Source organism: Actinoplanes teichomyceticus ATCC 31121, assembly GCF_003711105.1.
In the GTDB taxonomy this organism is placed as follows: domain Bacteria; phylum Actinomycetota; class Actinomycetes; order Mycobacteriales; family Micromonosporaceae; genus Actinoplanes; species Actinoplanes teichomyceticus.
In genome coordinates this window covers 7487155-7501039 of sequence record NZ_CP023865.1, presented here as the reverse complement: position 1 = coordinate 7501039, position 13885 = coordinate 7487155, and the positions used below count along the sequence as shown (strand labels likewise).

At 73.3% G+C, this 13885-nt stretch carries 16 protein-coding genes; 7 read left to right on the top strand and 9 right to left on the bottom strand.

Annotation, left to right across the window (positions count from 1 at the left end):
* Positions 1-29: 29 nt before the first annotated feature.
* Genes fdxA through ACTEI_RS32895 form a run of 3 tightly spaced genes read left to right on the top strand, consistent with a single transcriptional unit; the run spans position 30 to position 2127 of the window.
* Positions 30-356, top strand: coding sequence for a ferredoxin (fdxA, locus tag ACTEI_RS37935; protein ID WP_122981197.1), 327 nt, complete (start codon positions 30-32; stop codon positions 354-356).
* On the top strand, positions 353-1468 hold the full coding sequence (gene dapC, locus ACTEI_RS32900) for a succinyldiaminopimelate transaminase (protein WP_222942267.1): 1116 nt from the start codon (positions 353-355) through the stop codon (positions 1466-1468). The genes fdxA and dapC overlap by 4 nt, the downstream gene beginning before the upstream one ends.
* Before the next feature lie 2 nt (positions 1469-1470).
* A complete protein-coding gene (locus ACTEI_RS32895) occupies positions 1471-2127 on the top strand; it encodes an SIMPL domain-containing protein (RefSeq protein ID WP_122982562.1) in 657 nt (218 codons plus the stop codon).
* Between the two features lie 27 nt (positions 2128-2154).
* Here the strand turns inward: ACTEI_RS32895 and ACTEI_RS32890 are convergent, their stop codons facing one another.
* From ACTEI_RS32890 to ACTEI_RS32860, 7 genes are all read right to left on the bottom strand, one after another.
* On the bottom strand, positions 2155-3156 hold the full coding sequence (locus ACTEI_RS32890; protein ID WP_122981195.1) for an SDR family oxidoreductase: 1002 nt from the start codon (positions 3154-3156) through the stop codon (positions 2155-2157).
* A 37-nt stretch (positions 3157-3193) separates the two neighbouring features.
* Positions 3194-3814, bottom strand: coding sequence for a hypothetical protein (locus ACTEI_RS32885; protein ID WP_122981194.1), 621 nt, complete (start codon positions 3812-3814; stop codon positions 3194-3196).
* Positions 3815-4195: 381 nt separating this feature from the next.
* Positions 4196-5176, bottom strand: coding sequence for a hypothetical protein (locus ACTEI_RS32880; protein ID WP_122981193.1), 981 nt, complete (start codon positions 5174-5176; stop codon positions 4196-4198).
* A 63-nt stretch (positions 5177-5239) separates the two neighbouring features.
* Entirely contained in the window at positions 5240-5728 is a 489-nt protein-coding gene (locus ACTEI_RS32875) for a hypothetical protein (RefSeq protein ID WP_122981192.1), read from the bottom strand.
* 471 nt (positions 5729-6199) lie between these two features.
* Complete coding sequence (locus ACTEI_RS32870) at positions 6200-6949, bottom strand: class I SAM-dependent methyltransferase (protein ID WP_122981191.1); 750 nt, start codon at positions 6947-6949, stop codon at positions 6200-6202.
* 88 nt (positions 6950-7037) lie between these two features.
* Positions 7038-8102, bottom strand: a complete 1065-nt coding sequence (locus ACTEI_RS32865; RefSeq protein ID WP_122982561.1) for a DNA polymerase III subunit beta family protein — start codon at positions 8100-8102, stop codon at positions 7038-7040.
* A gap of 47 nt (positions 8103-8149) precedes the next feature.
* Entirely contained in the window at positions 8150-8752 is a 603-nt protein-coding gene (locus tag ACTEI_RS32860) for a LysE/ArgO family amino acid transporter (protein ID WP_122981190.1), read from the bottom strand.
* A 70-nt stretch (positions 8753-8822) separates the two neighbouring features.
* Between ACTEI_RS32860 and ACTEI_RS32855 the strand changes: the two genes are divergently transcribed.
* Positions 8823-9656: a LysR family transcriptional regulator ArgP gene (locus tag ACTEI_RS32855; RefSeq protein ID WP_122981189.1), complete on the top strand. Its 834-nt coding sequence runs from the start codon at positions 8823-8825 to the stop codon at positions 9654-9656.
* Between the two features lie 343 nt (positions 9657-9999).
* Here ACTEI_RS32855 and dapD read toward each other — a convergent pair whose 3' ends face one another.
* Entirely contained in the window at positions 10000-10944 is a 945-nt protein-coding gene (gene dapD / locus ACTEI_RS32850) for a 2,3,4,5-tetrahydropyridine-2,6-dicarboxylate N-succinyltransferase (RefSeq protein ID WP_187645859.1), read from the bottom strand.
* Between the two features lie 76 nt (positions 10945-11020).
* On the opposite strand from dapD, the gene dapE reads away from it, so the two are divergent.
* Positions 11021-12091, top strand: a complete 1071-nt coding sequence (gene dapE / locus ACTEI_RS32845) for a succinyl-diaminopimelate desuccinylase (protein WP_122981188.1) — start codon at positions 11021-11023, stop codon at positions 12089-12091.
* Positions 12092-12161: 70 nt separating this feature from the next.
* On the opposite strand, the gene ACTEI_RS32840 is transcribed toward dapE, so the two are convergent.
* Positions 12162-12368, bottom strand: a complete 207-nt coding sequence (locus ACTEI_RS32840; RefSeq protein WP_122981187.1) for a hypothetical protein — start codon at positions 12366-12368, stop codon at positions 12162-12164.
* Positions 12369-12566: 198 nt separating this feature from the next.
* On the opposite strand from ACTEI_RS32840, the gene ACTEI_RS32835 reads away from it, so the two are divergent.
* Both ACTEI_RS32835 and ACTEI_RS32830 read left to right on the top strand, forming a co-directional pair.
* Entirely contained in the window at positions 12567-13334 is a 768-nt protein-coding gene (locus ACTEI_RS32835; RefSeq protein ID WP_122981186.1) for an LOG family protein, read from the top strand.
* The gene (locus ACTEI_RS32830) at positions 13334-13882 is read left to right on the top strand and encodes an LOG family protein (protein WP_122981185.1); all 549 of its coding nucleotides are present in this window, start codon (positions 13334-13336) and stop codon (positions 13880-13882) included. Before ACTEI_RS32835 ends, ACTEI_RS32830 begins: the two co-directional genes overlap by 1 nt.
* The last annotated feature ends 3 nt before the right edge of the window (positions 13883-13885 follow it).

Here is a 13885-nt window from a genome sequence, read left to right as displayed (position 1 = left end):
TCGCGGCATGGCTTTGAAGGGAAAGACCCGTGACCTACATCATCGCTGAGCCCTGCGTCGATGTTCTCGACAAGGCATGCATCGAGGAATGCCCGGTCGACTGCATCTACGAAGGCAACCGGATGCTCTACATCCACCCCGATGAGTGCGTCGACTGCGGTGCCTGCGAGCCGGTCTGCCCGGTCGAGGCGATCTTCTACGAGGACGACGTCCCGGAGCAGTGGAAGGACTACACCAACGCGAACTACGAGTTCTTCGAGGATCTCGGTTCGCCCGGTGGCGCCTCCAAGGTCGGCAAGGTGGAGAAGGACGCGACGTTCGTGGCGGCCCAGCCGCCGCGCGGGGACGCACACTGAGCGCTCTGTCGTCGGCCCTGCCGGATTTCCCCTGGGACCTGCTGGAGCCGGCCAAGAGGCTCGCCGCCGCCCACCCGGACGGCATCGTCGATCTCTCCATCGGCACTCCGGTCGACCCGGTCCCCCCGGTCATCCGGCAGGCCCTCACCGAGGCCGCCGACACGCCCGGCTATCCGCTGACCGCGGGCACCCCGCGGTTGCGTGCCGCGATCGCCGGCTGGCTGGCCCGGGCCTGTCACGCCTCGGGTGAGCTGGGCGTGCTGCCCACCATCGGATCCAAGGAGCTGGTCGCCTGGCTGCCGACGCTGCTCGGCGTCGGCCCGGGCGACACGGTGGTCATCCCGCAGGTCTGCTACCCGACGTACGAGGTCGGCGTGCGCCTGGCCGGCGCCGAGGTGGTCCGGTCCGACTCGCTCACCGCGGCCGGCCCGGCCCGGGTCAAGCTGGTCTGGGTCAACTCGCCGTCCAACCCGACCGGGCGGGTCCTGCCCGCCGAGCACCTGCGCAAGATGGTCGCCTGGGCCCGGGAGCGCGGCGCCGTGCTGGTCAGCGACGAGTGCTATGTGTCGCTCGGCTGGGAGACCGAGCCGGTGTCGGTGCTCGCCGACGAGGTGACCGGCGGCGACTACACCGGCGTGCTGGCCGTGCACTCCCTCTCCAAGCGCTCCAATCTGGCCGGCTACCGCGCCGGCTTCGTGGGCGGCGACCCCGCCCTGGTCCGGGAGCTGCTCGCGGTGCGCAAGCACGCCGGCATGATCCCGCCGGCCCCGGTGCAGGCCGCCATGGTCGCCGCGCTGGAGGACGAGGAGCACGTGGCGCGCCAGCGCGACCGGTACGCCGCGCGCCGGGAGACGCTGCGTGCCGCCCTGGTCAAGGCCGGTTTCCAGATCAGTCACTCGGAGGCCGGGCTCTACCTCTGGGCGACCCGTGGCGAGGACTGCTGGCAGACCGTCGACCGGCTGGCCCGCCGTGGCATCCTGGCCGCGCCGGGCGCGTTCTACGGTCCGGCCGCCGCCCAGCACGTACGGATCGCGCTGACCGCGACCGACGAGCGGGTGGCCGCGGCCGCCGGCCGGCTCGCCGAGCCGTTCGCCGAGCAGCCCGAGCAGTGATCGTGGAGCGCCCCCCGGTCGTCGTCGCCCACGGCGAGGCCGTCCGGGAGGTGCCGCCCGAGCAGGCGCTCGTCCACGTCCGGGCCGCCACCAGCGGCCGCAGCCGGGAGGCCGTGCTGGAGCGGCTCGCCGAGCGCGCCGCCGCGCACGGCGCCGTGCTGGACGAGTTCGCCGCCGCGATCGAGCGCCGGGAGAGCGAAGGCCTGCACGTCCACCCGCAGACCCGGCGGCGCACCGACGAGGTGCGGGCCCACCACGGCAGCGTCGGCACCCGGGTGCTGGTCACCGACTTCACCCGGCTCGGCGATCTGCTCGTCCGGCTGGCCGGCGAGGAGCTGACCGAGGTCGCGGGGCCGTACTGGCGGCTGCGGCCGGGCGGCCGGGCGGGCGCCGAGGCGCGCCGGGCCGCGGTGACCGACGCGCTGGCCCGGGCCGCGGAGTACGCGGCCGCGGTCGGCGCGCGGGTGGACCGGCTGGTGGAGATCAATGACGCGATCCCGGACGAGGCGGCCCCGATCGCCTTCGCGGCCGGGTCGGCGCGCGACGGGAGCGGCCCGGGCTTCGCCCTCGAACCGGAGTTGCAGATCGTGCGCGCCCGGGTCCGGGTCACCGTCACGATCACCGAGCCGGTCCTGCCCGACCGGCCCGGCGACGCCTGACCCCGGGTCGCCGGACGGCCGGATGCCTCAGCGGCGGCCGAAGGCCCAGGCGGCGCCGGCGGCGAGCAGCCCGCCACCCACCGCGGCCAGCACCCCGTGGTGCTGCGACGCCCACAGCTGCACGCTGCGCGACTTGGCCTGGTCGTCGAAGTCCCCGTGCGCGCCCGGGTCCGGTTCGCCCGGCCCGTCCGCCGGGTCCCACAGGTTCGCCGGCTGGTCCGCCGGGCGGGGCTCGTCGGTCTGCTGCCCCTGGAACCCGGTGCGGGCCAGGTACCGGTCCAGCACACCGGGCGCGACCGCGTTCGCGGCCAGGGTGAGCGCGGTGGACCCGCCGACCCAGTACTCGCGGCGCTTCGGGTGGTCGGCGGCGTACTCGACCGCGCAGGCGGCCAGCTCGGGCTGGTAGATCGGGGCCACCGGCTGCGCCTTGCGCGGCAGCCGGGACAGCACCCAGCCGAACTGCGGGGTGTTCACCGCCGGCATCTGCACCATGGTCACGTGCACGTTGCTCTTCTCGTGCAGCAGCTCGACCCGCAGCGATTCGGTGAAGCCCTGGATCGCGTGCTTGGCCCCGCAGTACGCGCTCTGCAACGGGATCCCGCGGTATGCCAGCGCCGACCCCACCTGCACGATCACGCCCCGGTCACGGGTGCGCATCCGGGACAGCGCGGCCCGGGTGCCGTAGACGTAACCCAGGTAGGTGACCTCGGTGGTGCGGACGAACTCCGGCATTTCGATCTCGACGAACGGGGCGAAGACGCTGGAGAACGCGTTGTTGACCCAGAGCCCGATCGGGCCCAGCTCCTTCTCCACCCGTTCCGCGGCGGCGTCCACCGCCTCGTAGTCGGCCACGTCCAGCTCGATCGGCAGCGCGATGCCGCCGGCCCGGCGTACGTCTTCGGCGGCCCCGGCCAGCCCCTCCTCGCCGCGGGCCAGCAGGGCGACGGTGTCGCCCCGCGCCGCCAGGCGCCGGGCGACCGCCCGGCCGATGCCACCACTCGCGCCGGTCACTACGGAAATCCTGGTCATGACACCTGGATTGACCGGGATGCGCCGAGCGGAAACCTCAGCGCTCGACGCCTCGCGCCCGCAGCGGCACGGTGAAGGTCGCCCCCACACACGCCTGCGGCACGCCGTGCGGCATGGTCAGCGCGTCCCGCACGGTGAACGCGCCGACCGTGTTGCGCGCGACCTCCCAGGAGACCGGGAAATACGACCGATTGATCCGTACGCCCGGGACGGTGCACCCGGCGTCGCGGTGTTCCGGATCGGCGACCACGTTGCCGGGTCCGGTGCGGATCGAGGTGATCCTGATCGGCACGTCGCGCTCGTTGGTGACCGTGACCGTCAGGTTGCCGGTGCCACCCGGGCGCAGCGTCCGGTTCAGGTCGTTGTGGCCGGGCAGCACCATGTCGATCGTCACGGCGACCGGCTGCGCGGCCGGCCCGGGCTGGGTGATCCGCCAGTAGGCCCAGGCCGCCCCGGCGTTGACGAGCAGCGCCGCGACCGCGGCCACCGCCAGGATGGTCCGGGACCGGCGGTCGAACCGGCGTTTCCGCGGCCCCCGCACCTCCCAGGTGGGCTCCTCCAGGTCGGTGCTGCCGAGCTCGATCCGCGTCTCGGTGGCCCGGCCGCGGTCGGGCCCGGCGCCCGCACCGAAGCCGGTCAGGACGTCACGTCGGATCACGAGTCCGCTCCCGGGGCGGCGGCCGCGGGGGGATCGCTCGGATGTGACATGCGGCTCGTTCCTCCTCGGACGCCGGTGGAAAAGGCCGGACTGGCGTTCATACAACGTTCCCTGATAGAGATGTCCGATGTGATCGGTTTTCCGTCTGCCGTTGTAGGCGCATAAATCGGAACGATCTACCCGACCGGTTGACCCTGGCCGAGGGATCGGCCACCTTCCAGGGTCCCTACCGAACCGTCCACGTCGTCGCTTGACACGCCCACAACCTGCACGGATGCCCGCTTAGCGGACCGCTGCCCGGCAGCCCAAATCCGCACCCGTCGAGCCGACGGCCTCGAGCCCCCGGTGGGTGCGCACCGGGGGCTCGAGGGGTGGGGGCGGCTACGGCGTGGCCGGACCGGACGGCACGGGTGGCGGCGGACCGGCGTCCGGGTCCGCGGCTGATCGGCTCGCCCCCGGCGCCGGAGCGCTTCCCGGGCCGCCGGCCGGCGCGGGCGGAACGTCCGGGGCCGGCGGCCGCGGCGTCTGCCGGGCGTCCGGGGCCGGTGATTCGGGCGTCTCCCGGGCGTCCGGGGCCGGTGACCGTGGCGTCTCCCCGGCGGCCGGCACCGGTGACCGTGGCGTCTTTCCGGCGTCCGCGGCCGGTGTGGGCGGCGTGACCGGGATCGCGCGCTCCGGCCGCGCCGCGGCGGGGAAGGCGAGCGCGCGGCTGGGGGCGCTGCGCGCGCCGGTCCAGGCGCGGTACCGCGGCGCCACCGTCCACCGCCACGTCGCGCCGGCCAGCTCGGCGGCGGTGAAGGTGACCGACCCGGTGGCGCCGCCGCCGGCGGTCACGGTGCGGCTGATGTCCGGTCGCGGTGGCTCGCTCACGTGGTGCGCGGTGACCACGTAGCGGTCCATCCGGACGCCCGGGACGATCTCCTGGGCGCTCCAGCGGACCGTGGCCGGGCCGTCCGGCCGGGCCACCCCGGGATCCGTGCCGCGCGGCATCCGGGCCACCTCCGGATCCGTGCCGTGTGGCATCCGGGCCACCTCCGGATCCGTGCCGTGTGGCATCCGGGCCACCTCCGGATCCGTGCCGTGTGGCATCCGGGCCACCTCCGGATCCGTGCCGTGTGGCATCCGGGCCACCTCCGGATCCGTGCCGCGCGGCATCCGGGTCCGCTCGGGATGGGCGCGCGGCATCCGGGTCACGTCGGGAACCACGCCGCGCGGCATCCGGGCCACCTTCGCGGTGAACTCGGCCGGGTGGCCGGTCACGGTCCAGCCGCTCGCGTCGGCGTACCCGGTCCCCGCCGCGCCGAGGGCGGTGGCGGCCAGGACCGCCGCCGATGCGGCCGCGGCCCACCAGCGCTTCGACATGGCACCGTCCCGAGGGTCGAGGAGGCGGAGCGGGCGGCCGTCGCCGGCCCGCTCCGCGGGCGATCAGGCGGCCTTGCTCACGCCCTTGAACGTGTAGTCGATCTTGATCGTCTTCCCGGCGCAGGTCTGCGGCAGATCGCCGATCCGTACCGAGGCCGGTACGTCGGACTCCGGGCCGGGCGGGATGTCCGGGGTGCCGGGGAAGGTGGCGTCGATGATGCCCGGGGTGCCCACCAGCGTGTTCTGGCAGTCGGTCGCGTTGGCGTCGGCCGGGGTGACGGTGGCGCCCGCGACGCCGACCGTGCCGTCCAGCGTGACGGTGAACTCGTTGGGGTTCTTCACCCTGGTGGCGAGCTCCACCCTGGCGCCCGGGTACAGGTTCCCGGCGAACGTCGACGTCGCCGTCAGGGCCTTGACCTCGGCCGCCTTGCCGCTGGCCCGGCCGGTGCCGTCGATCGACCAGCCGATCGCGGCGAACGCCGCTCCCGCGCCGATGACGAGGACGGCGGCGCCGGTCAGGACGGCGGCGGAACGCTTGGTGAGCTTGCGCATGGGAAGGCTCCTTCGGGAACGGTTCGCGCGGCGCGGTCCGTCGGTTGCGGAGCGACGGAACCGCCGGGCGCGGTCGATCGGGTGTCCGCCGGGGCCCGTGGGCCGCCCGGCGCTGCGACAAAGATGGCGGACCGGAGCAGACCCGGCGATAGGTATTCCAGCCCCCCGGAGGCCGATGATCCGGCTATTCCACGAAACTGTTCCGGTTACCCCGCAGGAGTGAGCAAAGCGGAGCAAACCGGCGCCCGGTGGCCGGTCGCAGCCGCGGGCACACCCGGTGACCTGGGTCGACGTAGGACAGCCGGGTCGCGCCACCGGCTCCACCGGCGAGCCCGTCAGCGGTGGCCGCCGCGCCGCCGGAGACGCTGCTGCCGGCAGTCCGGACCGGCGGCGGCCCAGCGAAAACCCGGCCGCCGGCCCCGAACGGGTTAAGCCGATCGCCGGGGTCCTCCCCTGAAAGAGGCTTCCGGATTACACCTCTGTCGGGCGCTCCGCCTGCACCAGGAAGCGGTGCGCGCGCACGGTGAACTCACCGCGGGCTCGGATGATCGCCGACAGGCGGGCCAGCTGCCGTTCGTACCGTTGCGGGGTGAAGTTGCGGACCTGCCACGGCACCGTCTGCAGATGGTGGATCACCGCCCGGATGTCCCGGAAGGCGAGCTCGGGATGCTCCTCGCGGACGTCGGTCACCCGCAGACCGGCGGCGGTCAGGGCGACCGCCGCGACCTCCGCGTCCCACCGCCTCGGGTGTGGCGGCGCGGCGCCGAGCGCGTCGTTCAGCTCGGCCAGGTCGGCGCTGCCGACCTGCTGGGTGAGCAGCACGCCGCCGGGCCGCAGCAGCCTAGCCACGTCGGCGGCGGGCAGCCGGCCGTGCCGGCTGAGCACCACGTCGAACTCGTTCTCCCCGGCCGGCAGCTCGGTGAGCACCTCCACGCCGAACGGGGCGAGCCGCTCCCGGGCGGCCGGGGTGTTGCGGGCCCAGCTCTCCACCGCGACGGTGTACGGCGGCAGCGGCGCGAACTCGGCGAGCAACTCGCCGCCGCCGGTGTCCAGGTCGAGCAGGCTGGCGGCGGAACGCAGGAGCGGGCGGGCGATCTCCGGGTACGACCAGGACGGCTCGGACGCCACGGCCAGCCCGTCCAACCAGGCGAACTCCCACCCGGTCATGGACGCGCCGGCGGCTGCGGTGTTGAGGTCGTCATCCGGCGGACTGCTGCGCACACGCCGACGGTAGCCAGCGCGTGCGCTCAAAGTCGCGGTGGTCTCACCGTGCGCGGAAGTCGTGGCTGAACCGTGTTCATTCCGCGACTCAACGCACCGGATCGCCGGCGCGCACCGGCATCAGCAGGGAGAGCCGGGAGTCGTCGGCGGCGCTGCGGATGGTCAACGGCTGGACCGGACCGTCGAGGTCCAGCAGCAGCTGGCCGGGGCCGCCGGCGTCGACCGCCTGGAGCAGGAACTCACGGTTCACCGCCACGTGGGCGGCGGCGTCGGCGGCCCACTCCGACTCGGCGGCCACCCGCAGCCCCCCGGACGGGTCCGGGGCCAGGACGGTGACCGGGTACTGCGCCCCGTCGTGCTCGCGCCGCACCTCCGGGCCGCCGCTCACCAGCCGGCGCAGCTCGTCGGCATCGACGGTGATCCGGCGGGGAGTCGTGCCGGTGGGGCCGATCAGGCGGCGGTGGTCGGGGAAGTCGAAGTCCAGCGGTTCGGCGCGCAGCTCACGGCCGCCGGCTTCGGCGCGTACCCGATCGGTGGCGACGTCGAGGATGAGCGGGCCGGAACCGATCCGCCGCAGCTCGTCGGTGAAGGCCAGCGGCAGGTACGGCCGCGCCGGTGGGCCCTCGACCGCGGCCGGGGCGGTGGCCACCGCGAGCCGGTAGCGGTCGGTGGCGGCCACGGTCAGCGTGCCGTCACCGATCTCGAACAGCACGCCGCCGGGCAGCTGCGTCCCGGGGATCGGGTCGGTCGCGGCGAACCGCACCGCGTCCAGCGCGGCGGTCAGGTCGGCGGCGGACAGGGTGACTCGGGTCATCCGGTTCTCCTCCAGATCGAGCAGACTGTGCAGGCGGAGGAGTTCACGACGCGCGTCGGCCAGGCCGGCCTCCAGGCGGCTCAGGTGGGCGTCGAGCCGATCCCGTACCCGGTCGGGGCGCTCCAGGTCGCGCACCGTCCGCGCGATCTCGGCGACCGGCATGCCGACCCGGCGCAGCCCGGCGATCAGGCGGGCCGCCCGGATCTGCTCGGCGGTGTAACGGCGATACCCGGTCGCCGGGTCCACCGCCGCCGGGACCAGCACGCCCGCGCCGTCGTAGTACCGCAGCGCGCTGACGGTCAGCCCACTGGCCCGGGCCGCCTCGCCGATGTTGCGCATCTCGCTCCGCACAGCCACCCACTCTGCTGCCTCGACCTGCTTGAGGGTCAAGCCGGGATCAGCAAGGTCGCCGCCACCCCGGCCATCACCAGGGCGATCAGGCCGTCCAGCACCCGCCAGGCGCCGGGCCGGGCGAGCAGGGGCCCGAGCCGGTGCGCGCCGGCGCCGAGCGCGGTGAACCAGACCAGGCTGGCGGCGGCCGCGCCGGCACCGAACATCCAGCGGTGCGCGTGCTGCTGCGCCACCGAGCCGAGCAGCAGCACGGTGTCCAGATAGACGTGCGGGTTGAGATAGGTCAGCGCCAGGCAGGTGAGCAGGGTCGCACGCAGCGTGGACGGCGCTTTGCCGGCAGGGTCCAGGCTGCTGGCCGGGCGCAGGGCCCGGCGGGCGGCCAGCGCCGCGTAGCCGATCAGGAACGCCGCGCCGACCCACCGGATGACGGTGACCAGGGCCGGCTGGGCGGACACCACCGCGCCGAGGCCGGCGATGCCCGCCGAGATCAGCGCCAGATCGGAGAGCGCGCAGGTGAGGACCACCCAGAGCACGTGCTCCCGGCGCAGCCCTTGGCGCAGGACGAACGCGTTCTGGGCGCCGATCGCGATGATCAGTACGGCGGAGGCGGCGAAACCGGCCAGGGCGGAGGTGAGCATGGCCCCGACGCTACGGGGGCGCCCCGCTTCACTCCAGCTCAAGATTCTTGAGGTTGATTAGCGATACTTAATCATGGACCGGGTGCAGCTGGCGACCTTCCAGGCCGTCGTGGAGCAGGGCAGTTTCGAGGCGGCCGCACGTGAGCTCCACGTCACCACCTCGGCGGTCAGCCAGCGGATCAAGGCGCTCGAACGTGCCGTCGGGCAGGTCCTGGTACGCCGGGCCCGACCGTGCACGGCGACGGCCGCCGGGGCGGCGCTGGTCCGGTTCGCCGGGCAGGTCGCGCTGCTGGAGAGGGAGGCGCTGGCCCAGGCCCGGGGCGGCACCCGGATCTCCATCGTGGTCAACGTCGATTCGCTGAACACCTGGTTCCTGCCGGTGCTGGCCGGGGTCCCGGGCGCCACGTTCGAGCTGCACACCGACGATCAGGACTACACCGCCGACCTGCTCCGGTCCGGCGCCGCGATGGCCGCGGTCACCGCCGAGAACGTGGCGGTGCAGGGCTGCCGGGTGGAGCGACTGGGCGCGATGCGCTACCTCGCGGTCGCCGCCCCCGGCCTGGACGTCACCGACCTGAGCCGCGCTCCGATGATCGTCTACAACCGCAAGGATCAGCTCCAGCACCGGTTCCTGTCCCTGCTGGGACTGTCGCCGGCCGCCCCGCTGATCCACCACGTGCCCGCCGCGGCGGCCTTCAACGAGGCGATCCGGCTGGGGCTGGGCTGGGGCGCGGTCCCGGAGCGCAACGCGCTGCCGCTGCTGCGTTCCGGTCAGTACGTCGACCTCGCTCCCGGCCGGCACCTGGACGTCCCGCTCTACTGGCAGCGCTGGCGAATCGAATCAGCGCTGCTGACCACCCTGACCACCGCCGTACGATCGGCCGCCGCCGCAGCCCTGCACTGACCGCGGTACCGCGCCCCCCAAGCGGGCTCCGCCCGTCGAAGCCCGGGCGTCGCACCGTGCCCGGTCGCGTTCCGTCCCCGTGGACGCCGGGCTGTCGCACGGTGCCCCGGTCGTGTTCCGTCTCCGTGGACGTCGCGCTGTCGCGCCGTGCCCGGTCGCGTTCCGTCCCCGTGGACGCCGGGCCGCCGTAACCGTGCCCCGAGCGCATTTCGCCCGTCGATGACGAGAGCGCCGGACACGACAAGCGAAGCGTGGTCGTGTCCGGCGCTCTCGTCATCGACTCAGAGGGGCGAAATGCCGCCGAGCGGAGCGAGGCCGGCAAACGCCAGCGAGGCCGATAGATTCAGTTCGAGTGCAGCGCGCTGTTCAGTTCGATGCCGGTGCCCTTGCGCGGCCGGGCCTCCAGGGCGCCGGTGACCGAGTTCCGCCAGAACAGGAGATTGTTCACACCGGACAGCTCGATGGCCTTCACCACACGACCGTCGGGCAACGCGACCTTCGACGAGGCGGTGATGTAGGTGCCCGCCTCGACCACGCAGTCGTCGCCGAGCGAGATGCCGACACCGGCGTTCGCGCCGAGCAGGCTGCGCTCGCCGATCCGGACCTTCTCCTTGCCGCCGCCGGACAGCGTGCCCATGATCGACGATCCGCCGCCGATGTCGGACCCGTCGCCGACCACCACACCCTGCACGATCCGGCCCTCGACCATCGAGGTGCCCAGCGTGCCGGCGTTGAAGTTGACGAATCCCTCGTGCATGACCGTGGTTCCCGGGGCCAGGTGCGCGCCGAGCCGGACGCGGTCCGCGTCGGCGATCCGGACCCCGGACGGGGTGACGTAATCGGTCATCCGCGGGAACTTGTCGACGCCGTGGACGGCCAGGTGCCGGCCCGCGGCGCGCTCCAGGAAGCGCAGCTCGTCGACCCGGTCCGGCGGGCACGGACCGGCCGAGGTCCAGGCCACGTTGGCGAGCTGGCCGAAGATCCCGTCCAGGTTCAGCTCGTTCGGCCGGACCAGGCGGTGCGACAGCAGGTGCAGCCGCAGGTACGCCTCGGCGGCGTCGGCGATCGGCTCGGCCAGCGACTTGATCGTGGTCCGGACCTCGACGGTCGAGAGTCCGGGCAGCAGCTTCGGGCCGGTCAGCCCGGCCGGCAGGGCCGGCACGTCGGCCGGCTCGTCGCCCAGACCGAGGAACCCGGACGGGTACCAGGTGTCCAGCACCTGGCCCTCGGCGGTGACGGTGGCAAGGCCGACGCCCCAGGCGGGCGAGGTCGAGATCGCGGTATCCACGAGGTGAACCCTACTAGGGCCGGGGTCGGTGGATCAGGTGCGTCCGGTGCTCGGGACGGCCTTGTATGGTGCGCTCATGGCCAACCCGCTGACCCCGGACGTGTTGGTCGACCCGGTCGAGCTCACTCGTGCCCTGGTCGACATCGAGTCCGTGTCCCGCGACGAAAAGGTGATCGCCGACTGTGTGGAGGACGTCCTTCGCCGCGCCGGTCACCTGAGGGTCGAGCGCGTCGGCAACACGGTGATGGCGCGCACCGACCTGGGTCGTGAGCAGCGCGTGGTGCTGGCCGGTCACCTGGACACGGTGCCGATCAACGACAACTGGCCGTCCACTGTCGTCGACGATCTCATCTACGGCTGCGGGACGTCGGACATGAAGTCCGGTGTCGCCATCGCGCTGCATCTGGCCGCCACCCTGCCCGACCCGGCGTACGACGTCACCTACCTGTTCTACGAGGCGGAGGAGATCGAGTCCGAGTACAACGGGCTCAACCGGGTCGCCGCCAGTCACCCCGAGTGGTTGCGCGCCGACTTCGCGGTGCTGCTCGAACCGACGTACGGTTCGATCGAGGCCGGCTGCCAGGGGACGATGCGGGCGCTGGTGCGCACCCACGGGCGGCGCGCGCACACCGCCCGGGCCTGGCGCGGGGTGAACGCCATCCACGCCGCCGGTGAGGTGCTGCGCCGGCTGGAGGACTACCACCCGCGGACCGTGACGATCGACGGATGTACGTACCGGGAAGGCTTGAACGCCGTGCGGATCGCCGGCGGCATCGCCGGAAACGTCGTGCCGGACGAGTGCTCGGTCGAGGTGAACCTGCGGTTCGCCCCGGACCGTTCGGAGCGGCAGGCGCTGGAACATCTGCGCGAGGTCTTCGACGGGTACGACCTGGAGGTCACCGATTCCGCGCCCGGCGCGCTGCCCGGGCTCAGCGCCCCGGCCGCCCGTGACTTCCTGGCCGCGGTGGGCGCCGTGCCGGCCGCCAAGCTGGGCTGGACCGACGTGGCGCGGTTCGCGGCGCTGGGCATCCCGGCGCTGAACTACGGCCCCGGCGATCCGGCGCTGGCGCACGCGCCCGACGAGCACGTCGAGATCGGCCGGATCCGGGACGGCGCGGCCACCCTGCACCGCTGGCTGGCCGGCTGAGCCGCGGCGGCGCGGCGCTTTCGTGGGCCCGGCCGGCTGAGCCGGGATGCCGCGGCGGCGCGGCGGGGTCTCAGGCCTGGGGGACGGCCACCCGGCCGATCGCCCGCTGCGGCACCACCACCGGCAGCTCCGGTGGCGGGATCTCCATCGTGGCCTCCGGATCGACACCCGGTTCGGACTCCCGCGCCGCGAACGCGACGCGGCGTTCCTCCACCACCAGCTGGATCCGCCGCTGCATCCGACGGTGCATTCTCAGCCGCTCGTATCGGTTCGTCACGGTGGCCGCCCTTTCACCGGGACACCCGGGGCCCGGGCGCCGTGCCTGCCGTGTGGACGCGGTGCGGTAACTGTATAGACGTGCCAGAGCTACCGTCCGTTGCTTCAATCTGGCAAAAAGGTCTCCGGGCCGCAATCCTCTTACCGAAACGCAGCCGGTTATTCACCGGGTACTGACCGTCCGCACTACCTTGGACGCATGACCGACAGCACCAACGGGCGACCACCGGCCGCGCCGCAGCGTCATCGCGGTGCCGTCACACTGCGTCGGGAGGCCGTGCCACCGAGTACCGCGGACGAGAAATTGCTCGACTCACATCATCGCGGTGAGTGGAAGACCAAGGACGCCTGGCGCGCCCTGCGAATACTCTCCGAGTTCGTCGAGGGGTTCGACACCCTCGCCGACCTGCCCCCGGCGGTCAGCGTCTTCGGCTCGGCCCGCAGCAAACCGGAGAGCGCGGAGTGCGAGCTCGCCGCGAACCTGGGCGCCGCGCTCGCCCGGGCCGGGTACGCGGTGATCACCGGCGGGGGCCCGGGCGTGATGGAGGCGGCGAACCGGGGCGCCACCGAGGCCGGCGGGATGTCCGTCGGGCTCGGCATCGAGCTGCCGTTCGAGCAGGGCCTCAACGACTGGGTCGACATCGGCATCGACTTCCGGTACTTCTTCGTCCGCAAGACCATGTTCGTCAAGTACGCGCAGGCCTTCGTGGTCCTCCCCGGCGGCTTCGGCACGCTGGACGAGCTGTTCGAGGCGATCACCCTGGTCCAGACCCGGAAGGTCACCCGGTTCCCGGTGATCCTGATGGGCGTCGACTACTGGAGCGGCCTGCTCGACTGGATCAGAGGGCGGATGCTCGACGACAGCAAGATCAGCGAGGCCGACTTCGGCCTGATCCAGATCACCGACGACGTCGACGAGGCGGTCCGGATCATCGTGGACGCCGGCGCGGCGCAGGCGTCCGCCTGATGGCCGCCATCTGCGTCTTCTGCGCTTCCTCGAACACCATCGAGCAGCGCTGGCTCGATCTGGCCGCGGCGACCGGCCGGGCGATCGGCGAGCGGGGACACACCCTGGTCTCCGGCGGCGGCCGCGTCGGCATGATGGGCGCGGTCGCCACCGGCGCCCGGGCCGCCGGCGCGCACACCGTCGGGATCATCCCGCAGCGCCTGGTCGACCTGGAGGTGGCCGACACCGGCTCGGACGAGTTGATCGTCACCGACGACATGGCCGGCCGGAAGAACCTGATGATCGACCGGTCGGACGCCTTCCTCACCCTGCCCGGCGGCCTCGGCACCCTGGACGAGCTGTTCGAGGTGTGGACCACCGCCACCCTCGGCGTGCACCGCCGGCCGATGGTCCTGCTCGACCCGGACGGCTTCTACGACGGCCTGATCGGCTGGCTGAACGGGCTGGTCGGCGCGAAGTTCGTCCGGGCCGGGGCGATGGACATGGTGCTGGTGGCCCGCACCGTCCCGGACGCCCTGGACGCGATCGAGGCCGCCGTCACCGGGTGACCC